General features: G+C 26.5%; 21 protein-coding genes. 2 read left to right on the forward strand and 19 right to left on the reverse strand.

Annotated elements, in window-relative coordinates:
- Positions 1–100: 100 nt before the first annotated feature.
- The 16 genes from AVBRAN12642_RS00475 to tig form a co-directional block, all read right to left on the reverse strand.
- Positions 101–859 carry a pseudouridine synthase family protein gene (locus tag AVBRAN12642_RS00475; RefSeq protein WP_214115830.1) on the reverse strand — a complete coding sequence of 253 codons (759 nt, stop codon included), beginning with the start codon at positions 857–859 and terminating at the stop codon, positions 101–103.
- Positions 846–1,976 carry a glycosyltransferase N-terminal domain-containing protein gene (locus AVBRAN12642_RS00480; protein WP_336607816.1) on the reverse strand — a complete coding sequence of 377 codons (1,131 nt, stop codon included), beginning with the start codon at positions 1,974–1,976 and terminating at the stop codon, positions 846–848. Before AVBRAN12642_RS00480 ends, AVBRAN12642_RS00475 begins: the two co-directional genes overlap by 14 nt.
- 17 nt (positions 1,977–1,993) lie before the next feature.
- Positions 1,994–2,698 (reverse strand): zinc ribbon domain-containing protein, encoded by a 705-nt coding sequence (locus tag AVBRAN12642_RS00485; RefSeq protein ID WP_214115832.1) that lies wholly within the window; start codon positions 2,696–2,698, stop codon positions 1,994–1,996.
- A gap of 9 nt (positions 2,699–2,707) precedes the next feature.
- Positions 2,708–3,433 carry a Nif3-like dinuclear metal center hexameric protein gene (locus tag AVBRAN12642_RS00490; RefSeq protein WP_214115833.1) on the reverse strand — a complete coding sequence of 242 codons (726 nt, stop codon included), beginning with the start codon at positions 3,431–3,433 and terminating at the stop codon, positions 2,708–2,710.
- A complete protein-coding gene (locus AVBRAN12642_RS00495) occupies positions 3,430–3,783 on the reverse strand; it encodes a diacylglycerol kinase (RefSeq protein WP_336607817.1) in 354 nt (117 codons plus the stop codon). Before AVBRAN12642_RS00495 ends, AVBRAN12642_RS00490 begins: the two co-directional genes overlap by 4 nt.
- Positions 3,784–3,827: 44 nt before the next feature.
- The gene (locus tag AVBRAN12642_RS00500) at positions 3,828–5,060 is read right to left on the reverse strand and encodes an FAD-binding protein (protein WP_336607818.1); all 1,233 of its coding nucleotides are present in this window, start codon (positions 5,058–5,060) and stop codon (positions 3,828–3,830) included.
- A complete protein-coding gene (locus AVBRAN12642_RS00505; RefSeq protein WP_336606826.1) occupies positions 5,053–6,684 on the reverse strand; it encodes a sensor histidine kinase in 1,632 nt (543 codons plus the stop codon). The genes AVBRAN12642_RS00500 and AVBRAN12642_RS00505 overlap by 8 nt, the downstream gene beginning before the upstream one ends.
- Positions 6,647–6,838 carry a helix-turn-helix domain-containing protein gene (locus AVBRAN12642_RS00510; protein ID WP_336607819.1) on the reverse strand — a complete coding sequence of 64 codons (192 nt, stop codon included), beginning with the start codon at positions 6,836–6,838 and terminating at the stop codon, positions 6,647–6,649. The genes AVBRAN12642_RS00505 and AVBRAN12642_RS00510 overlap by 38 nt, the downstream gene beginning before the upstream one ends.
- A 58-nt stretch (positions 6,839–6,896) precedes the next feature.
- Positions 6,897–7,304 carry a response regulator gene (locus AVBRAN12642_RS00515; RefSeq protein WP_336607820.1) on the reverse strand — a complete coding sequence of 136 codons (408 nt, stop codon included), beginning with the start codon at positions 7,302–7,304 and terminating at the stop codon, positions 6,897–6,899.
- On the reverse strand, positions 7,301–7,816 hold the full coding sequence (locus tag AVBRAN12642_RS00520; RefSeq protein ID WP_214115838.1) for a cytochrome c3 family protein: 516 nt from the start codon (positions 7,814–7,816) through the stop codon (positions 7,301–7,303). Before AVBRAN12642_RS00520 ends, AVBRAN12642_RS00515 begins: the two co-directional genes overlap by 4 nt.
- On the reverse strand, positions 7,813–8,157 hold the full coding sequence (locus AVBRAN12642_RS00525; protein WP_214115839.1) for a cytochrome c3 family protein: 345 nt from the start codon (positions 8,155–8,157) through the stop codon (positions 7,813–7,815). The genes AVBRAN12642_RS00520 and AVBRAN12642_RS00525 overlap by 4 nt, the downstream gene beginning before the upstream one ends.
- On the reverse strand, positions 8,158–9,645 hold the full coding sequence (locus tag AVBRAN12642_RS00530) for an FAD-dependent oxidoreductase (RefSeq protein ID WP_336606828.1): 1,488 nt from the start codon (positions 9,643–9,645) through the stop codon (positions 8,158–8,160). It abuts the gene before it with no gap.
- A gap of 658 nt (positions 9,646–10,303) precedes the next feature.
- Positions 10,304–10,822, reverse strand: a complete 519-nt coding sequence (gene def, locus AVBRAN12642_RS00535) for a peptide deformylase (protein WP_214115841.1) — start codon at positions 10,820–10,822, stop codon at positions 10,304–10,306.
- Positions 10,812–11,825, reverse strand: coding sequence for a GGDEF domain-containing protein (locus tag AVBRAN12642_RS00540; protein WP_214115842.1), 1,014 nt, complete (start codon positions 11,823–11,825; stop codon positions 10,812–10,814). Before AVBRAN12642_RS00540 ends, def begins: the two co-directional genes overlap by 11 nt.
- 9 nt (positions 11,826–11,834) lie before the next feature.
- Positions 11,835–12,422 carry an ATP-dependent Clp endopeptidase proteolytic subunit ClpP gene (clpP, locus tag AVBRAN12642_RS00545; protein ID WP_214115843.1) on the reverse strand — a complete coding sequence of 196 codons (588 nt, stop codon included), beginning with the start codon at positions 12,420–12,422 and terminating at the stop codon, positions 11,835–11,837.
- Positions 12,419–13,708, reverse strand: coding sequence for a trigger factor (gene tig, locus AVBRAN12642_RS00550; RefSeq protein ID WP_336607821.1), 1,290 nt, complete (start codon positions 13,706–13,708; stop codon positions 12,419–12,421). The genes clpP and tig overlap by 4 nt, the downstream gene beginning before the upstream one ends.
- A gap of 76 nt (positions 13,709–13,784) precedes the next feature.
- On the opposite strand from tig, the gene folE reads away from it, so the two are divergent.
- Together folE and fliI are read left to right on the forward strand one after the other, a co-directional pair.
- Positions 13,785–14,324: a GTP cyclohydrolase I FolE gene (folE, locus tag AVBRAN12642_RS00555; protein ID WP_214120540.1), complete on the forward strand. Its 540-nt coding sequence runs from the start codon at positions 13,785–13,787 to the stop codon at positions 14,322–14,324.
- On the forward strand, positions 14,321–15,616 hold the full coding sequence (gene fliI, locus AVBRAN12642_RS00560; protein ID WP_214115846.1) for a flagellar protein export ATPase FliI: 1,296 nt from the start codon (positions 14,321–14,323) through the stop codon (positions 15,614–15,616). The genes folE and fliI overlap by 4 nt, the downstream gene beginning before the upstream one ends.
- 21 nt (positions 15,617–15,637) lie before the next feature.
- Here the strand turns inward: fliI and AVBRAN12642_RS00565 are convergent, their stop codons facing one another.
- The 3 genes from AVBRAN12642_RS00565 to AVBRAN12642_RS00575 are packed head-to-tail and all read right to left on the reverse strand — an operon-like array spanning position 15,638 to position 21,147.
- Entirely contained in the window at positions 15,638–18,502 is a 2,865-nt protein-coding gene (locus AVBRAN12642_RS00565; RefSeq protein ID WP_336606829.1) for a DEAD/DEAH box helicase, read from the reverse strand.
- On the reverse strand, positions 18,483–19,616 hold the full coding sequence (locus AVBRAN12642_RS00570) for a Mur ligase family protein (protein ID WP_336606830.1): 1,134 nt from the start codon (positions 19,614–19,616) through the stop codon (positions 18,483–18,485). The genes AVBRAN12642_RS00565 and AVBRAN12642_RS00570 overlap by 20 nt, the downstream gene beginning before the upstream one ends.
- Positions 19,600–21,147: a GGDEF domain-containing protein gene (locus tag AVBRAN12642_RS00575; RefSeq protein ID WP_214115849.1), complete on the reverse strand. Its 1,548-nt coding sequence runs from the start codon at positions 21,145–21,147 to the stop codon at positions 19,600–19,602. The genes AVBRAN12642_RS00570 and AVBRAN12642_RS00575 overlap by 17 nt, the downstream gene beginning before the upstream one ends.
- Positions 21,148–21,151 lie beyond the last annotated feature (4 nt).

Raw genomic sequence — 21,151 nt, forward strand, 5'->3', positions numbered from 1 at the left:
TTAAACAAAGTGTAATAATTATAAGCTTTATCGTTGGTAAAGTATAATTTATAAAATTCCAATGCTTTTAAAATAAAAACTATCTTAAAAGCATTAAAAATTAAAATAAAAAGTCTAAATTAAGCCCTTTTAATTCAAAGTCTTTATGAAAATCATTTGGCATAGGAGTTTTTATATCATAATCAAATATTTTTGTCCTCGCACAATGAAGCATTAGCCTTGAGCTAATTATTTTACTATATTTAACATCACCTAAAATCCCTAGCCCAACGCTATTTAAATGCACTCTTATTTGATGAGTTCTACCTGTTGCAATTTGCACTTTTAATAAAGTTTTTTTGCCTTCTATAATTAAAGGCTCTATTTTAGTATAAGCGTATTTTGCGTTTTCGCTATTACTAATTTTGCTAAATGCACTTTTGCCTTTTATGGTTAAAATCGGCTCATCAATCTCCATTCCTTCGCTTACGATTTTATTAGTAATTGCTAGGTAGAGTTTTTGCACTTTTTCTTTTTTATATTCGTTTTTTGCAGCCTTTAAAAACTCTTCATTTTTAGCAAATAATACAATGCCACTTGTATCCTTATCAAGTCTATTTAAAAGAGTGTAATTATTTTTAATATGTTCGCTCGCAATACCAATTGGCTTATTAATAGCTAATAAATTATCATCTTCAAACAATACGCTAAGCTCTGGTTTTGCAAGTTTAAAAATAGTATTAACAGGCATAAGACCCCTTGCAATCTCTAATCTTTTGCCCCCGTGCATTACTAAACCTAAATCTATTAATTCTTTAGCAGCTGAATTTGAAATTCCTTCTTGAATTGCTAATAATTTATATGCTTTATCTTGTTTCATTTATTTTCCTATCTAATATTTCGCATAATGCGTTGAAAGTATATTCGTTTTTGATTTTAGCATTTTTAACATTTGTAAAATCAATATCATCACTAATTTTTATATTTTCTATACATTTTAGGCTTGAGTATTGAGAAAACACATTAGTTCCTGAAGTGATTTTGCAGCCAAAAAACGCAGCTTCGGCGAAATTGTGTCCGCCTATTTTAACATAAGAACCACCCAAAATCACATAATCACTAATTGAATAAAAATTAATTAATTCTCCTAAAGTATCTAGCAAAAATACTTCACTTTTTAAATATCCATCACAATCATTGCTATATTTTACAATGTTAAAGCCTTTATTATAAAGTAATTTTTCAACCTTGTGAAATCTTTCAGGGTGTCTTGGTGCTATTATTAGACATTTATCTTTTAAAAAATTTTTATCTAATTTATTTAAAATTATTTCTTCTTCATTTTCGTGAGTGCTTGCAATTAAAATTATTTCTTTATTTTTGCTTAATTGCTTAGTAACTATTGGCTTATTTGTAATCTTTATATTTGTAAAAACTTCTATATTTTTAGCATTAAAATATTCTAATCTTTCTTTATCTTCATTACTTTGAGCAAGGATTAAATCAAAATATGAAAATATTTTTGCATAATAAAAACTAAATTTTTTATAATTTTTAAAGCTATTTTCTTTCATTCTAGCGTTTAATAAAATAGTATTTTTATCAAAATCTTTATATATTTTAAGTAAAGCTAACCATAATTCTGCTTCAAATACTATTAAAGTCTTAGCAGGTTTAAGCCATAAATATAATAATGGCTCATAAGGTAGTAAAAAAGCATTATCATCAAATTCTTTTGCTTTCATAAGTCCTGTTTTTGATGAACAAGTAAGTAATATTTTAAAACCTTTATTTTTATAATATTTAATCAACTCGCCTAAAGCGACAGCTTCTCCATAACTTGCAAAGTGAAAATGAATATCTGCTATTTTATGCTTTTTGAATGGTAAAAATTTTTGATAAAGTTTAGAATATTTATCCTTAAAACTTAGAGGAATTAAAACCAATAAGAATAAAGGATAAATTAAAATAGAAACAAGAATATAAAAAAAATACATTTTTTAAATTATAAAAATTACTCTTCTATGTATAAAATTCTTCCACAATGTGGGCAGTTATTAATCTCTTCACTTTTTAAAACTGCACTAAAAGTTTTGCTATTTAGTTGCATAAAACAACCATAGCAAGCTTGTTTTTTAACAGGAACTACTGCAGTATTCTTAGCCCATTTTCTAATTTTTTCATAAAATCCGAAAACTTTGCTATCAATTTCGCTAGCTAACTTATCTTTTCTTACATAAATTTCTTTTCTTTTTTCTTCAATAGCATCAAGTGCTGATTTTTGATTAGCTATTGCTATAGTTAAATCATCATTTAATTTAGTAATTTCTTTTTGATTTTCTTTAATTTCTTCTTTTTTATTATCTACTATTTTTTCTAATTTTGATATTTCTTCATTTGCAGCTTCTAATTGCTCTCTTGCGATTTCTTCTTCTAATTTTAAAGCATTTGCTTCTTTTTCTGTTTTTACTAAAGCAATTTTTTTAGCTGTTTCATTTATCTTTGTTGAAAATTGAGCTATGTGATTTTCTACTTTTACTTTACTCTCACTAATTTCTTTTATGCTTTCTTCTAATTTTGAATTTTTATTCTCAAGACTTTTAATTTTATCTTCTAAATTGTTAGCTTCTCTTTTAGCACTTTCAATTTGTGGTAAAAAACTATCTATTTCTTTATCTAATTTAGAAAGCTCTACTAATTGTGATAGGTGTTTATTCATAGTATGTCCTTAATACTCTAAAAATGGATTTTTTGAAGAGCTGATTATAATCTCTATCGGTAATTTTTGCAAATTACTCGCTAAAGAATTAGCAAAACAAATCTCACTTTCATAATGCTTAATATCAATTAAACTTATATTATTTTCACTAAGAGCTAAAGCGTCGTGATATTTAATATCTCCTGTTAAAAATATATTACTCTTAAGCTCACTAGCCAATGAAATTCCAGAACCCGTGCAAATTCCTATTAAATCAGTTTGAATTATTTCTTTTGCTAAAGATATTGATATTTTTTTTAAGTTTAATTTAGCCTTTAAAAAATCAGCCAATTCATAAATATCTTTAAAATTATTCTTAGCATAAGCTAAAAACCCATCGCTTTCAATTATTTCTAAGCCTAAAAACTTTTCACAAAAATATCTATTTAAATGACTTAAATCATAATTCGTATGCATAGAAATTAAAGCACAATTTTTTTTGATTAATTCTTTTAAAATATTACCAGCATAATCATTTTTAATACTTTTAATACCCTTAAAAATCAAAGGATGATGAGTAATAATCAATGAATTTGGTAAAAATGATTTTACTTGATTAAAATCTAAATCAAGGCTAAGGTAAATCCTTTCGCAACTATCATCATTACTTAAAATTAACCCACTATTATCCCAACTTTCTTGGGTATTAAAAGGACTTAATTCATCTAAAATCTTATAAATCTCACTTATTTTCATAAAAATTCCTTATATAAAACGCTAAGCCAAGTTAAAACAGCTATTAAAATAGTAAAAAATACTCCAGCAGAGCCTAAGTCTTTTGCATCTTTTGCAAGTTTATGGTATTTTGAAGTTGCTAAATCCACAACACTCTCAATAGCGGTATTAAAGCATTCAGCGGCAAGTACTAAAATAATAACACCTATTAAAAATGCCTTTTCAAATAAAGAAAAAGGATAAAATAAAGCAAATAAAATAAAGCAAATTCCTATTACAAATTCTATCCTAAAAGCACTTTCATTTAAAGCTCTTTTAACCCCTGCTAAAGCATAACTTGCGTTTTTAAAAAATGAGTATTTCTTCTTCATATTTTCTCCTATTTAGCTAGATTATAAAAAAATTATTAATACTTTCAAATTGATAGCATAAATTGACTAGCATTCATAGCAAATACAATACAAGCTATGCTAGCAACTCCACTAAGCCTTGCTTCTCCAAACATAGAACTAACTTCTCCTATAGCAAACATATTATTCTTAGCTGTATTAGTATCTATATCAACTACTCTTGCAAATATATCTGATTTAACCCCACCTAAAGTATAGTTTAAATAAACATCTACATTAGCCAAATAAAACATAGGCTTATTAATTGCTTTAATAGAAATATTATTAAGATTTTTACCCAATTTATCAATCCTATTACTAAAATAACTATTGTATTCATCAACGCAATTAATTAATCTTTTATCAATTTCTTCTAAAGAATAGTATTTGTAAAATATACTTGTATCATTTATATAATTTATTCCGTGATTATCTAGGAGTAATTTAACTAATTTATTATTTTTAATTTCATTTAAAATCGCTATTGCTAAATCTTGCCTTGAGCTATCTTCTCTAACAAATCTTTTAAAATCAGAATTAATTAAAATTCCATATTTAAAAATATCCATAGGCAAAACAAAAGCAAATCTCATTAGACTTAATTGAGTTGGGATTGCTCCATTTTTTAATAAAATCTTTAAAGAATTTGAATTATTCTTAGACATAGTTTTAGCATAATAAGCTAGTGGATAATGAATTTTTATAAATTCTTTATCGTTTGCAAATCCACCAGTGCAAAAAGCTATATTTTTAACCTTAATTTTTATGATTTCATCTTTATGTAAAATACTTGCAATACCATTATCAAAATCAATTAATTTAGCCTTAGTTAATATATTTACATTTTTACTAAGCAATCTGTTGATTAATGGATTTATCACACTTTCTTTAGCATTTTTTAAAGGGTGTAATTCTCTAGGAACTGAATGATTTAAGCTATTTAATATAGCTAATTCAAATTCAACCCCAAAACTTTTTAAAAGTTGAGTAGCTTGTGCTGATTTTTCACTAAGCTCTTTTAATAAAGTAAAATCAGCATAATTAGTTGAATAAGAAATCAAATCATCATAAAATTTATCATCTTTTATATTTGCTAGTTGCTGAAAAGATGAATTACTAGCAGCAAAATTTAAATAACTCTTAGCTCCGCCTAATTCATCATCTTGCTCAATTAATAAAATATCTTGTTTAACCAATAAATTCGCCAATGTTAAACCACTAATACCACTACCTACAATTAAACAAAACAACTCATTCATAAGCAATCCTAATATAAAAATTAGCTCCAATTTTTCTAGTTTTTAAAAATACATCAGCATTTAACTCGCTATTTAAAATATTTTTTATCATAAAAAGCCCAAGCCCTGAACCATTTTTCGTGCTAAAATAAGGTTTAAAAATTTCTTCTTCTAAATCCTTTTTAACCCCTATTCCATTATCTTTTATACTAATATAAATATTATTTTTATAAGCATAAAGATTAATTATAATATAAGGATTTTTTATATTAACTAAAGCATCTTTTGCATTTGTAATGAGATTGATTATTGCATGAGCTAAACTATTTTTATATGAATTTATTTTTAAATTCTTATCAAGTCTTAAAGTAGTATTAATTGCATTCCTTGTAAGGCTTGCATTACAAATCGTTAAAGAATTTAAAATAGCTTCATAAACATAAAAAGAGCTTTTTTCTTGCTTTGTCTTATAAAAATCATAAAATTCATCAATAGTTTTTGACATATAATTTAAAATAGGATTTATCTCTTTTAATTTTTGATGAAACTTATCATCAATTTTTTGTTTTTCTAAACTAATCTCAAGATAACTAGAAATTGCACCTAAAGTTGCTAATGGCTGTCTATATTCATGAGCTATACAAGCTATCATTTCACCTAATGCAGCTAATTTTGATTGATGATTTAGCAATTGCTCTTTTTGTGTATTTTCATCTAATTTAGCCTTAATTATTTCAACTTGATTTTTTACTTCTTCTTGTAAATTTGCATTTAATTTTCTTAGTTTTTCTTCAGTTTTTAATAATTTATTAATTAAAAATCCTAAAACAAAATATACCCCAATAAAAGCAAAAAATACCAAAATCACACTAATTATAAAAGCCTTTTTTATTATATGTAAATGAGTTTTATAATCTTTTGTAATATCTTTTTTAATCAATATTAAAAATCTATCATTTAAAATAATTTCATTACTTAAATAATATTTATCATCTAACTTAATTATATCTTCATCATTTTTTAAAAGTTTAGTTTTATTTTGCCAATCAAATTCATTATAAAAATACTCATTTTCATACTTTAAAGCAGCTAAAAAATCATCTTGAATTTTTAAATTATCTAATAATTTTTTTGCACTTATTGTATAAGTAATCGCATAATTTTCATTTATTTTTAAATTAATTAAATAAACTGGTTCGGTATTTAATCTAAGTAAAATATCTGTTTGATTATTAAAATCATATTGGCAATTTAATTTTATTTTATCTTTTTCTATGCAAATATTTTCTTTTAAAATAAATAATTTAATATCCTTTAAATACGCCTCATTTGAGCTTAGATTTAAAAATAATTTATTTAATTTATTTAGCTTTTCATCATTTTTTAAATAATCTAAATTAGAACTAAATTCATAACTAATACTAAGCGTATTGTTTAATAAATTATTTAAAAAATCACTATAAAAATATTCAAACCTATCATTAAAACTATTTTTGTTTTGAAATAAATAATTTTTATGCCAAGAAATATATAAAAAATTCAAAATAAAACATAAAAAAATAATCAAAGTTAAAACAAATATAAAAGCTTTTTTGCGAATGCTTATATTAAGTAATTTTGATATAGTATCCACGAGAATTTGCATTATGAATTATACCTTTATCGCCTAATTTCTTTCTAAGATTTTTAATGAGTGATTTAATAGCATCAGAACTTACATCATAATCATTATATACATAATCGCAAATCTTATAAATATCTACAATGTTAGGACTACTTTTTAACAAAATTTCAAGCAATAAAAATTCTTTTTTGCTAAGCTTAATAATCTCATCATTTATTAATAACTCATTTAAATCAATATCTAAATATATTATTGCTTAATTTAATTTTATTATTAATACTTTTTATAGCCTTTTTTAAAGCATCTTCAAGTTTAATCCTATCAAAAGGTTTTATTAAATACTTGCAAATATTAAGCTCAACTGCACTTAATAAAGTTTGTTTATCACTTAAAGCTGTAATCATAATAGCAGGAATTTTATTATCAGAATTTCTTATATTTTCTAATAAATTTAAACCATCAAGTTTTGGCATAGAAATATCAAGTAATAATATATCAGGCTTTTTAGCCAAATATATATCTAAAGCACTTAAGCCATCTTTAGCATAAAGCACATTAAAATCAAGTAGTTCTAGCAAATCAATAACTTGATTTGCTAGATTTAAATCATCTTCTGCATATAAAATTGTGTATTTTTTCATTTTTTATCTAATTTACCCCTTAAACCATCATGACCTACATGGGTATGACAACTTACACATTTTAATTCATTTGCGTAATCTAAATATCTTTTATGCATTGTATTTTGCATTTCATTTTTAGAATTAATTTTAGTAATATCTTGATGACATTTTAAGCATCCACTATCATAAACATAATCTTTTTTATGATTGAGTTTTTCATACCAATCTATCTTTTCATCAGCTCCAATAGCAGTGATACTAAATTCTTTAATGCCATTATAAGCTTTTGTGCTTAGATAATTTACTATATTATCGTGTGGCAAATGACAATCTACACAATTTGCCTTTATACCTAGATTATTATTACCACTATGAACATCTTTAATATAAGCTTCCTTCATCGGTTGCATTACATGACAACTCGCACAAAATTTATCATCTCCAGTCATTTGTATAGCTTTATGAGATAAAAATACAAAAATTAAAGTTAAAACCACAATAGATGAAACAAAAATAATAGTTTTTTTCATTTTATCTCCCTCATCCAAGTTTTAGTATTATGGCAAGTATTACACATATTAAATGATGGCTTATGCTCATTATGACAGGTGTAACAATTTAAATTCGCATTATCATGAATACTATTATGCGGGTTTTTACCTTTTAAAAAATCAAGCCTTTTTGCTAATTTCTCTTTACTTCCATGACAACTTAGACATGAATTAGAATCAAGTGCTTTATAATCTTTTTCATTTGCTTCTTTATGACAATCTGTGCATTTTAATTTCACTTCAATATGATGTGGTTTTATTGCAAATTCATTACCTAATGCAAAAATACTTAATATCAAAATCATTAATAATTTTTGCATTTATACTCCTTTTAAAATATCTTTCGCACAAGCAATTCCTGAAGTCATACAATCAGGAATAGAACAACTAGTAAGCCTTGATTGTCCATGAACACCACCAGTTGCCTCACCAATCGCATAAAGCCCTTTAATTGGCTCATAGTTACTAATATTTAAAACTCTCATATTTATATCAGCATAAACACCACCTGGAGTATAACTAAGACCTGGTGCAGCTGTCATTGCATAAAAAGGTGCTTTGCTCATACTAGAATTTTTAATCTTACTTAAATCTTTTTTGAACTCATCTTTATTATTTGAAATGCCTGTTTCATAATCTTGCATTGTCTTTGATAAATCATTTTCATTAAGCTTAAAATTATTAGCTAAATCACTTAAGCTATCAAATTTCTTCATTTTCCCTGCAGTAATAAAACTTTGCATTCTATTAGGGTCGTGCGAATTAGCAAATCCTGTGCTATCAAAAATAATTATTGGATAAATTGTTGTGTTAATCTTTTCCATATGAGCTAAGATTTTATTTGATAAACCTTGTCTATCCCCATCTTCATTTAAAAATCTTTTAGCATTGCAATCAACCATAATCCCATAAATTAAATCTTCTGTAGGAATTCCAAAAGAAAATCTACTAAGTGCTAATTGAGTTGGTATTGCTCCTACCCTTAACATTTGTTTTAATGCACCAGCAGTCTGACCTAAACTTGAAGGGCTTTTTGCCAACCTTAATCTAGGATTTACTATACTTCTAAACTCAATATCACGGCTAAATCCACCTGTTGCAAAAACTACCGCAAGCCTTGCTTTATAGTGCTTTTTATCTCCACTTAAATTCTCTCTATCATCATTTGCTAGATTTCTATTAAATCTATAATTTTCTCTAACGCTTACGCCAATTATTTTGCCACTTTCATCTTGAATGATTTCATCGCATTTAGTTTCGTTTTTAATCTTTCCATTATGTTTTATAAAAAATTCATTTAAAGTGCTAATACAAGCACCGCCACCGCCAATAGTCTCAACACTTCTAGCAACACTATGACCGCCTAAAAACTTAAGCTTATCAGCATATTTAACCCCACAACTTTTAGCAAATTCATATGCTTCATTTGAATTTCTTATAATTCTTAAAGAATGTTCTAAATGATTATATCCAGCTCCAGCTTTATTTAAATCATTTAAAAATAATTCTTCGCTATCTTTTATACCAGCTTTAATTTGTAAATCTGAATTAAGAACAGCAAAATCTTGTTGAGAAAGAACTGAATTACCACCAATTCTATCCATCTTTTCAATCATTAAAACATCAATTTTATTCTTTACTAAATAAGCAGCACAAATATGAGCACTCACACCACTTCCGATTATAATAACATCAGCTATTTCATCAAATTTTATGTCTTTTCCTAAATTATCATTAGCGTTTAATGCTAAAGGTGCACTAAGGCCAACTCCCGCTACTCCTTTTATAAAATTTCTCCTTGATAACATCTATACTCCTTCTAAAAAATCAATTTATTATAAAAATATGTAGTGGCAAAAAAGTGTCAAATATAAATTTATTTTTAAGATTTTAATATAAATTTTAAATCTAAGATAGTCAATATTTTAAATTATAGAAATGATATATCAACTATAAAATATTTAAAATCTTGATATTAATTTAATTTCTAGGTTTGTTTAATAGTTTTTAAAAGTATAAAATAACTAATGAAAATCTTATAAAAATATCTAGTATTTAGTGCTTGTATTGTTAAAAATTATTTTGTAATAAAAAATAATATCCGATTTTTTCTGCTTAATTGCAATTTTAATTTTTAGTATCAATTTAAGTATTTTAATATCTTATTAAAACCAATTATTTTATTTAAATTAATATAAATTACTATATTTATAAGCTGCGTAATTTTTAATATTCACTTAAGTTTTAAATATCAAATCTATCTAATAATATTTATAAACTAATCAAATAATTTAAACTACAAGCATAATACAAAGTAAGTTCTATAAAAGCATTGTAAATTAAATTCCAAAAGATTTTAACAATAAATATTTTTATACTTTTTTTAAAATATCACTATGAATTATAAAAGTATAAATTATTTTGAAAAATAAATGAAGATATAAACAATAATCTAAAAAGCCATAATTATTTTTTAGGCTTTTTAGAACTTTTTAAATGTTTTTCTAATTTTTTTCTTCCGCTAAATGATATTTTTTCTATGAATAAATGTCCATCAAGATGGTCGTTTTCGTGTTGAATAGCAACTGCTAAAAGCCCTTCAGCTTCTAAAGTTTTTTGATTTCCAAATCTATCTAAATAATCAACTTTAATTTTATTATATCTAGTTACTTCTTCAAAAAAACCAGGAACACTAAGACAACCTTCTTCATAAACTTGCGTTCCTTCTCCAATAGGTGTTATTATTGGATTAATAAATTCAATCAAATCATCTTTATTTTGTTCTTCATTTTCATTTAATAAATTAATCAAAAATATTCTTAAAGGTTTTGCAACTTGTATTGCTGCTAAACCTATACCACTAGATGAAATCATAGTTTCATACATATCATCTAAAAATGTATGTAACTCTTCATCAAATACCTTAACTTCTTCACTCCTAGTAAATAATAATTTATTAGGATAAGTTATTAATTTAAGCATCATTTTCTTCACTATCTCCAACTACAGCATAAATTTCTTTATTTTTACCAGTATTCGGTAATACGCTAATAGCCTCAAGAATCTGTTCTTCATAATTATCGCCACTAAGTGCTACAACGCTCATTTCTATATTAATATCAATTTCATTATCATTTATAAAAAATGTTGTATTGTAAAATAAGTCTGAAATTCTCTCACAAGCTTTTTTTGCATTAACTATATTTGTATGTTTCATTGCCATTACAAAAATACCATCTCCATAATGTGCCACAACATCGCTTCTTCTTGAGGTTTTTAATAATAATTTCGCAACATTTCTCATCAAAAGATTTTTATCTTTTTGTAATTCAATTGTATTTAATAAACTATCTTTAATCTTTACAAACATCAATGATATTGAATAACCATATTTTTTAATATCTTCTATGTCTTGAGTAATATTATTATATAAATATCTTTTATTAAACACTCCGAATTTATCATCAAATTCACTCTGCTCATTCACCCTATTATGTATTTTTACAATCTCATCATAACCTTTTTTTATACTATTTAATTGAATATCAAGGGCTGTGGTGAGTTTAGCCATATCACTATCTAAAGACCTTAAAATATTTTGAATAGATAAAGAACCAGTAGCGATACTCAAATCGCCTATTTTTTTCTTAATTAAAGCTTTCATTGTGCTTATATTTTTATAAATTGTTGCAATAGAACCTACTAGCTGTTTTATATTTACAAAGGTTTCTTTAATGTCTTGTTCTATTACAGCAACTTTATTACTTTGGTCTTCTTTTTCATAAGTAATCATTTCTGTTACTCTTTTTTTAAAGGCCATAGGCTTAGTATCTAACATTTTTTCAAAATAAATAGAATAATTAGTAGGAGTTGGTGGAACATTATCCTCTATAAGTTGTTTAATTACTTGTTGAGTAAATTTCTCAAATTCTCCACCGCTTAATTTCTGAATCTTAGGAGATTCATCGTGTATTATCTCTTTATTCAAAGCCCTATCCTATTTAAAACTTTTTTCTAATACCTTATCAATTAGTCCGTATTTTAAAGCTTCTTCTGAACTCATAAAATAATCGCGTTCAGTGTCCTTCTCAACTTTTGCCAATTTATTACCGGTATTTTCTGCTAATACTTTGTTAAGCATTGCTTTTAATCTTAAAATTTCTTTTGCTTGAATTTCAATATCAGTCGCTTGACCTCTTGCACCGCCTAAAGGCTGATGTATCATAATTCTAGCATTTGGAAGAGCAAACCTTTTACCTTTAGCTCCAGAACTAAGTAAAAATGCTCCCATTGAAGCAGCTTGTCCTATACAAATTGTACTAACATCAGGTTTAATATAATTCATTGTATCAAATATACTAAGACCACTAGTTACAACTCCACCAGGACTATTTATATACAAATAAATATCTTTAGTAGAATCTTGAGCTTCTAAAAACAATAATTGTGCAACTACGCTAGCAGCTACATCATCATTTATTTCACCACTTAAAAGAATAATTCTATCTTTAAGTAAGCGAGAGTAAATATCATAACTTCTCTCGCCTTTGCTAGTTTTTTCTACTACATAAGGTATGTAGCTCATTTATCTTTTCCTAAAAATAAATCAGCAAATAATTTTTCTTCTACCAAACTCATTCTAACAGCTGGTAATGTGCCATTTTTTGTATAGTTTTCTATTAGTTGTTTAGGGTCCATTCCATATCTTAAAGCTTCAAAATAAATAGCTTGTGCTACTTCTTGGTCATTTACAACTACATTTCTTAATTTTGCTAATTCATCAACAATGAAAGTTAATTTTACGCTTTTTAAAGCTTCTGCTTCATATTCTTTTCTTTTTTCTTCTAAATATTTATCATCTTTTAATTTGTCAAATTCTTCTTTACTAAAGCTTCTTGCAGCTTGATTAAATTGTAAATTAGTTTCTTGTTCTAAAATGTTTTGTGGAACTGCAAAAGTATATTTTTCTAGCATTTTTTCAACAAATTCTTGTTTTAATTTTTCATCAATTTGTTTAAATTTAGCTTCTGTTTCTAATTGTTCTTTTATTTTTTCATCTAAAATTGCTTCAGTTGGGTTTTCTACACCAGGAAGTAATTTTTTAAGCATTTCTTCATCAATTTCAGGTAATTTTCTTGCGTGAATTTCATGTAATTTTACTTTAAATACTGCTTTTTTACCCGCTAAATGAGCTGCTTGATAATTTTCAGGGAAAGTTACTTCTATATCTTTTTCTGCGCCAACTTTAAGCTCTATCATACCATCTTCAAATCCTGGTATAAATTGACCACTTCCAATCTCTAGCATATAATTTTCTGCTTTACCACCTTCAAAAGCAACGCCATCAACAAATCCTTCAAAATCAAACTTAGCATAATCACCTTTTTTTAAGATTTGTTTTTTAGTTTTTTCTAATGGAGCAAATTGCTTAAGCATAGCTTCTTTTCTAGCTTTAATATCTTTTTCTTTAATTTCTTCTATTTTTAATGCAGGAACTAATGCTTCATAACCACTTAAATCAATTGTTGGTCTAAAAGAAACTACGAATTCAAATTCAATTCCATTATCTTTTCTATCGAATTTTTTAAAGCTTGGCTCGCCGATTAATTCTTTTTCATCTTTACCCGTTTCTTTAACTGCATTTTTATAAGCACTTGTAATCGCTTCTTGTTCTGCATCTTTTAGTAAAGAATCTTTATATCTATCCAAAACAACATTTACAGGAACTTTGCCTTTTCTAAAACCAGCAACTTGCATAGTTTTACTAGCTTTTACAGCTATTTCTTTAACCTTTTCATCTATTAAAGATTTTTCTATAACACCACTTACTGAGTAATTAATTTCATCAATTTTTGTTGTACTAAGTTTCATTAAACTACCTTTTGTAAAATATTTCGCACAATTCTAGCTAAAAAAATTAATCATTGGCAAAATATAAAGGTAAAGAATGCAAGACTTAATTAAAAATTTATTAATAAAAATTGGTGAAAATCCAAATAGAGAAGGATTAGTAAAAACACCTGAAAGGGTTCAAAAATCATATGAATTCTTATGTAGTGGCTATACAAAAAATCCAAAAGAAATTTTAAACGAAGCTATTTTTAACACTGATAACAATGAAATGGTTTTAGTAAAAGACATTGATTTTTATAGCTTATGCGAACACCATTTATTACCATTTTTTGGAAAAGTTCATATTGCTTATATACCTAATGGAAAAGTAGTTGGGCTTTCAAAATTACCTAGACTTGTTGAAGTTTATTCAAGAAGATTGCAAATCCAAGAACAATTATGCGAACAAATTAGCCTAGCTTTATATGAAATATTAAAGCCAAAAGGTGTTGCTGTAACTATTGAAGCTGAGCATTTATGTATGCAAATGCGTGGAATTCAAAAAGTAAATTCTAAAACAATAACAAGTTCTCTTAAAGGCATATTTTTAAGTGATGAAAGAACTAGGAAAGAATTTTATTCACTAATAAAATGAACTTAGAAAAACTTAAAAATAAAATATCAAAAATACCAATTTCACAAAATTTTGGCTTTATATACAAAATCTCTGCAATTAGTATAGAGATTAAAGGATTAATCACTAGCGTAGGCGATGTTATAAGACTTGAAAACGAGGAAAAAACCGCTTATGCAATGGTTGTTAAGATTGAAGAGCATATTTCATTTTTAAGCCCTTTTGATTTTGTAGAAGGCTTTAAAATCGGAGATAAAGCATTTTTAGAAGAAGCAGGAATGAAAATTCCTTGCTCTATGGAATTACTTGGGCGTGTGGTTGATCCATTTATGCGTCCAAAAGATGGAAAAGAAAAAATCACACCAAGTAAAATGATGCCCATTTTAAGAGCACCAATAGACGCACTTAAGCGTGGGCTTATAAGCGAGCCTTTTCCTGTTGGTATTAAAAGTATTGATGGGCTTTTAACTTGTGGAGTAGGACAAAAATTAGGCATTTTTGCTGGCTCTGGGGTTGGTAAATCAACTCTTATGGGAATGATAGTTAAAAATGCCCCTGCAGCCGTTAAAGTAGTTGCTTTAATAGGTGAGCGTGGTAGAGAAATTCCTGAGTTTATACATAAGAATTTAGGTGGTAAAATGGATGATACCGTTATGATAGTTGCCACTAGCGATGATAGTGCATTAATGCGTAAATATGGGGCATTTTGTGCTATGAGTGTGGCTGAATTTTTTAAAGAGCAAGGAATGGATGTATTATTTATAATGGATAGCGTTACTCGTTTTGCTATGGCTCAACGCGAAATCGGTCTTGCTCTTGGAGAGCCACCTACTGCTAAAGGCTATCCACCAAGTGTATTTAATCTATTGCCACAATTAATGGAGCGAGCTGGTAAAGAAGAAGGTAAAGGAACTATTACAGCATTTTTTACCGTGTTAGTTGATGGCGATGATATGAGTGATCCTATTGCTGATCAAAGTAGGTCAATTCTTGATGGGCATATTGTATTAGATAGAAGCCTAACTGATTTTGGAATATATCCTCCGATTAATATTCAAAATTCAGCAAGTAGGGTTATGGGAGATGTAGTAACGCCTGAACATAAAAAAAATGCGGCTAAGTTTAAAAGGCTTAATTCAGTTTTAAAAGAAAACGAAACTCTAATTAGAATTGGTGCTTATGTAAAAGGTAGCGATAAAGAGCTTGATTTTGCAATGAGTAAAAAAGATTATATGAATGATTTTTTAAGACAAGGAAATGATGAGGCTTTTGCTTTTGAAGAAGTTTTAAGTATGCTTGAGCAAATTAATTAATCCGAATTAATATTTAAATTCTTATAAAGAATTTAAATATTTTAATAAAGTATCTATTATATCATCATCGCTTTTGCTTGGTGCTTTTAAAATAATTCTTTCATCATTATCTTTTAAAAGTTTTATATTTTGCTCATAATTACTAACTTCACAAAATCCGTGCTTAATACATAAAATTTTAATTGCCATAAGTGAAAAATAATTTCTTGTATAGCTATCGCATTTGCCAAATCTATCGTTAAAAGAATCTTGCATAGTAGATAAACTAGCTAAATTATCGCACTCATTTATTTTTCTATAAAGGCTTAATCTTAGCTTATCGTTAGGCACTAAATAATCACTTATATAAGCATTTACTAATAATTTTTGCTCGTATTTAATCTCTTTTGTGATATTTCCTTTACTTAGTCGATTAATTTCAGCTTCTAGCATTTTAATATAAAGCGCATAGCCAAGTTGTTCTATATGACCGCTTTGTTCAGCACCTAATAAATTACCACCACCCCTTATTTCTAAATCCATTTGAGCTAGAGTGCTACCACTGCCTAAATACGAATTACTAGCTAAGCTTAATAATCTTTTCTTAGAATCTTCACTAACACTTTCTTCGTTATCAACTAGAAAATAACAAAATCCTTGTATTTTGCTACGACCTACTCTACCACGAAGTTGGTGCAAATCAGCTATGCCGAAATGATTTGATTTTTCTACTATTATGGTGTTTGCATTTGCTAAGTCAATTCCACTTTCAACAATGCTCGTGCATAATAATAAATCATATTTTTTCTCTTCGTATTCAAATAATTTTTCTTCAGCTTCATTTGCTGGTATTTTTGAATGTAAAACTAAAATTCTAAGCTTTGGATAAAGCTCTTCTAAATAGCGTTTTTTATGTTCAATTGAAGCTATGTGATTGTGTATGTAAAATACTTGCCCACCACGCCTAAGCTCTCTTGCTATGATTTCTTTAATTAAAGCGTCATCATAAGTTTTTACAAAAGTTCTTACATCTAATCTATCATTAGGTGGAGTTAGAATTTGAGAATAAGTCTTAAGTGTGCTTAAGGCTTGATTAAGCGTTCTTGGGATTGGGGTAGCACTCATACTTAATTGATGAGCTTTTATGCTTATATCTTTTAATTTTTCTTTTTGTTTTACACCAAATTTATGCTCTTCATCAATTACGATTAGCCCAACATCATCAATTGCTAAGCTAAGTAAAGCGTGAGTTCCTATAATAACCTTTGGCTCTTTTGTATTCATAATAGCTTTTTTAGTATTAGAAAATCTATCAAGTCTAAAAACTTGAATTCCAAAAGGCTCTAAACGATTTTTAAGTGTTTTATAATGTTGAGAGCATAAAAGTGTAGTCGGGACAAAAAATAAGGCATTTAAACCATTTTTAACACAGGCAAAAATTGCGTGCATTGCGACTTCGGTTTTACCAAAACCAACATCAGCACTAAGTAATCTATCCATAGGAGTGCATTTGCTTATCTCTTCAAAAATATCATTAACTGCTTTTTCTTGATCACTTGTTAAAACAAATCCTGCTTTAGCCTTAAATATCTCATAATCAAGTGGTTTTTTAATAGCCTTTGTTACAATTAACTGCCTTTTTGCTGCTAGTTCAGTAATAGCACCTGCAATTGCTAATAATTTAGTTTTAAGTTTTTCTTTGAGTTTTACAAAAGTATTTTTGCCTAATTTATCAAGTTCAGGAATTGAGCTTGAAATGTATTTATCAAGCAAATAAAGTGAGCTAGTTGGAAGTAGCAATTTGTTTTCATTTTGATATTCAATCACAATAAATTCTTGCTTTTTTCCTTCATTTTCTATTAATTCTAATCCTAAAAATCTACCTACGCCGTATCGCTCATGAACTACATAATCATTTTTTATAAGCTCATCTAAAACTATGCTTGATTTATATTTTTTCTCTTTTTTATAATATTTATTAAGACTTAATATTAATTCATCATCGCTTTGAATATTTAAAACTGCATTTGAGATGATTTTTTCTACATTTTCACCTAATTTATAATCTAAGAATTTATTCTCATTACTAGCTAGTAATTTTATTTTTTTATTTGAGTTTAATTTGAAAAAATCATTGCTAGGATTAAACACCATATCGCTATATTTTTTAGCTTTAGAAATTATATTTCCTAATTCAAATTCTTTCGTGCAAACATAAGAAAACTCTAAATAATTACTAAGTTTTAAATGCCAATAAAATACGCTTTCGTATTCATTTAAATCATCATTATTTAAAATACTTTCTTTGATTTCTTCGTATTTTTCTTCGCTTACATAAGAAATTAACGGCAAAATATCGCAATATTCACACTCTTCTTTATAGCTAAGTCCAGAACTTGCATCAAAATATTTAATACTTTCTACTTCATCATCAAATAAAACTATTCTAATTGGATTTTCATATTTCAATGAAAAAATATCAATTTTTTCATGACCTATGCTGAATTCTCCTGGACTTTGAACCATATCAACTAAATTATAATTTAACCTTAAAAGCTCTTTTGCTAAAGAATTTAAATTAATCCTATCGTCAAATTCAATCTTTAAACACTTTAAATTATCTTTACTTGGAAGTGGTTTTTTAATAGTATTAATAGGGATTATTAAAATCTTTTTATCTTGATAATCGTAATAATCACTTAAAACTTTTGAAATATCAAATAATTCCATAGAAAACGAGCGTAAATCGTCATTAATCTCTGCTCTAAAATCAGGTAAAATAAAACTATTTATCCCTAAATATAAAGCTACATTTGATAAAGATTTTGCTTCGTTTAAGTCTTCACATATAATAATTTTTGCATAATTTTTATTATTTATTAAATACTCATAAAGATTTGCTTGCATAAAATCTCAAAAACCTTTCTACTAGCATAAAAGAGCCAAAAACTGCATAATTTTTATCTGTATCAAAATCACTAAAATCACTACATTTAATATCTAATTCTTTGCAAATCTCTTTAACATTTGCTAAGGCTCTATGTTCGCTTTCATAGTTAAAAACCAAAACTTCATTAATACTTGGCTTTAAAATACTTAAAATATCTTTTACATCTTTATTAGCAAAAAAATTAGCAATTAAACTAACTTTAGTTGGGAATTGTTTTTTAATTTCTTGATTTAAATTCTTTGCAGCTGCAGCGTTATGCCCTACATCTATTATTAAATTACTTGCTAATTTTTCACATCTTGCTCTTAAATCTAATTTAATTGCTTTACCTATATAAAAATGTTTTTCTAACTCAAAATATGCAAGTTGAGCTAAGCTAAAATTATGTTTTAAAAACTCATTTTCATCAAGGCATAATTTTGAATAATCAGCACTCAAAAAACTAGCCTTAACTCCTTTTTGAATGGCCGCTTTTAATATCATCTCATTTTTATTAGCAAAAATATTAACACCACACATTGCTTTAATTTTAGTTCTAAAAATATCATCTAAATTAGAACCTAAAATATCAGCATGGTCAATACTAATCGGAGTAAATACACATAAATCTCTTTTAAAAATACTTGTAGCATCGTATTCTCCACCAAGTCCAGCTTCAAAAATAACATAATCACACTCACTAAAAACAATAGGTGATAAAAAGCATAAATATTCAAAATAACTAAGATTTTCTTTTAAATTAAGATTTTTTAATTTATCTTGCAAAATATTATGAGCTATGTCTAAATCAATATCTTGCATAACTTGATTTTGAAATATACTAAATCTTTCTTTGTAAGAGAATATATGTGGACTTATAAAATGCCCTACTTTATACCCGCTATCACTAAGCATTAAAGCAAGGTATCTTCCCGTACTACCTTTACCATTAGTGCCTAAAATTTGCACTACTTTTGTATCAAAATCATAATTTAGCAAATGCTTAAATCTATGAGCCTTAAAAAGGTCAAATTTCTCGTAAAATTCCGCTAAATTATCTAAATAATTTGAAAGTTTATTTTCTACTTGCACTTTTTATATTATTTCTACCTGCATTTTTTGCTGCGTATAATAATTTATCAACAGCTTCAATAAATTGCTCTTGGGTCTCATAGCTTCTTCTATCACTAACCCCACCGCTTACTTTTATACTAATAGTCTTACCTTTACATAAAAACTTTTGCTCTGATACTAAAACTCTAATTTTTTCAGCAAATTTTACTGCATCATCAATTGATGAATGTGGAAGAATTACCATAAATTCTTCCCCACCATATCTCCCCGCACAATCTAATTTTCTAATGTTATTTAAAATAATATTTCCTAAATTAGCAAGTATAGTATCTCCTGCTGCGTGTCCATAGGTATCATTTATAAACTTAAAATGGTCAATATCAAAAAATGCTATTGAATAATTTATATTATATCTTTCATAAGATTCTTCGGCTAATTTTAATTGTTCTTCTAATTGACGCTTATTTGCAAGTTGAGTTAGAAAATCTACTTGAGTTTCTTCTCTTAGTTTGTTAATTTCTTGCTCTAGTCCTTGAACTTTAATTTTAAGATCACCTAAAGTATCGGCATCTAATTTTGTTTTTTCTTTTAAATCTATTATTTCTTTTTCAAACATAGCAACTATAGCTATCAATCTTGCTTTAATAGTCTGCATAGCTTCATCTTCAGCTTTAATACTTTCAATTTCTTTTTTAATTTCTTGAACTTTTTGTTGAGAATTTGTAGCCATGCTAAGAATACTTACAATCTTATCGCTAATTTGCTCTAAAACATCATTTAAAACTTTATTTGAACTTGAAATTTCTGCTCTATCAATATCTATTCTTTTTTTAACTAGATTTCTAAATTGCTCTGTAATTTGCTTTACGCCTAATATTTGCGGTTCTGCATTTATACTCTCACAAAACTGATTGATTTCATCATTTACATAATTAGCAATTGATGGAGTTAAAGAATAAGCCACAGATGGAGCTAAATTTTCACACACTGCATTAGAATTATTTCTTTCAATTTTTAAAGATAATTCATCTAAAATTTCTAAAAAATCATCTCTTGAGTTTAATCCTAAATGTTGAATTTTATTATTAAGTTCTAATAAATCATCATCTACCCTAATCCAATCTTTTTTTAATTCTTCTAATGTTTTTAGACTTGAATTATTTAATTTATTTAAAGCTTCTTCACTAAGAGTTTTAGTTGATTTATTTGGTAAATTTGATAATATTTTTAATAATTTTTTACAAATTATATTATAGTTTATTATGAGCTTTTTATCACTATTATCTTCTTTTATACCATTAGCTTTAGAGATTAAAAATACTACTAATTCTTCTAAGCTTTTTACATTTCTTCCTTTTACATCTTGAGCTAATGTGGGATTTAATTTAGAAATATACCCTTGAATTTTATCAATATTTTGAGTTGTTCTTCCATACTTTTTAGCAATCTCATCAAAAACTTCTGAATAATTTTCAGGAGTTAATAATAAGTTCCTTTTGGTAAGTTCTACAATTGTTTCTTTAGCAATCACATTAATATTAATAGACATTTTT

Source organism: Campylobacter sp. RM12642 (assembly GCF_020137635.1).
GTDB lineage: Bacteria > Campylobacterota > Campylobacteria > Campylobacterales > Campylobacteraceae > Campylobacter_E.

Bases quoted from the DNA above. Each gene is read 5' to 3' on its own strand.
- AVBRAN12642_RS00475 (WP_214115830.1), bottom strand. From the start codon at position 859: ATGAAACAAGATAAAGCATATAAATTATTAGCAATTCAAGAAGGAATT.
- AVBRAN12642_RS00480 (WP_336607816.1), bottom strand. From the start codon at position 1,976: ATGTATTTTTTTTATATTCTTGTTTCTATTTTAATTTATCCTTTATTC.
- AVBRAN12642_RS00485 (WP_214115832.1), bottom strand. From the start codon at position 2,698: ATGAATAAACACCTATCACAATTAGTAGAGCTTTCTAAATTAGATAAA.
- AVBRAN12642_RS00490 (WP_214115833.1), bottom strand. From the start codon at position 3,433: ATGAAAATAAGTGAGATTTATAAGATTTTAGATGAATTAAGTCCTTTT.
- AVBRAN12642_RS00495 (WP_336607817.1), bottom strand. From the start codon at position 3,783: ATGAAGAAGAAATACTCATTTTTTAAAAACGCAAGTTATGCTTTAGCA.
- AVBRAN12642_RS00500 (WP_336607818.1), bottom strand. From the start codon at position 5,060: ATGAATGAGTTGTTTTGTTTAATTGTAGGTAGTGGTATTAGTGGTTTA.
- AVBRAN12642_RS00505 (WP_336606826.1), bottom strand. From the start codon at position 6,684: ATGCAAATTCTCGTGGATACTATATCAAAATTACTTAATATAAGCATT.
- AVBRAN12642_RS00515 (WP_336607820.1), bottom strand. From the start codon at position 7,304: ATGAAAAAATACACAATTTTATATGCAGAAGATGATTTAAATCTAGCA.
- AVBRAN12642_RS00520 (WP_214115838.1), bottom strand. From the start codon at position 7,816: ATGAAAAAAACTATTATTTTTGTTTCATCTATTGTGGTTTTAACTTTA.
- AVBRAN12642_RS00525 (WP_214115839.1), bottom strand. From the start codon at position 8,157: ATGCAAAAATTATTAATGATTTTGATATTAAGTATTTTTGCATTAGGT.
- AVBRAN12642_RS00530 (WP_336606828.1), bottom strand. From the start codon at position 9,645: ATGTTATCAAGGAGAAATTTTATAAAAGGAGTAGCGGGAGTTGGCCTT.
- def (WP_214115841.1), bottom strand. From the start codon at position 10,822: ATGATGCTTAAATTAATAACTTATCCTAATAAATTATTATTTACTAGG.
- clpP (WP_214115843.1), bottom strand. From the start codon at position 12,422: ATGAGCTACATACCTTATGTAGTAGAAAAAACTAGCAAAGGCGAGAGA.
- tig (WP_336607821.1), bottom strand. From the start codon at position 13,708: ATGAAACTTAGTACAACAAAAATTGATGAAATTAATTACTCAGTAAGT.
- folE (WP_214120540.1), top strand. From the start codon at position 13,785: ATGCAAGACTTAATTAAAAATTTATTAATAAAAATTGGTGAAAATCCA.
- fliI (WP_214115846.1), top strand. From the start codon at position 14,321: ATGAACTTAGAAAAACTTAAAAATAAAATATCAAAAATACCAATTTCA.
- AVBRAN12642_RS00565 (WP_336606829.1), bottom strand. From the start codon at position 18,502: ATGCAAGCAAATCTTTATGAGTATTTAATAAATAATAAAAATTATGCA.
- AVBRAN12642_RS00575 (WP_214115849.1), bottom strand. From the start codon at position 21,147: ATGTCTATTAATATTAATGTGATTGCTAAAGAAACAATTGTAGAACTT.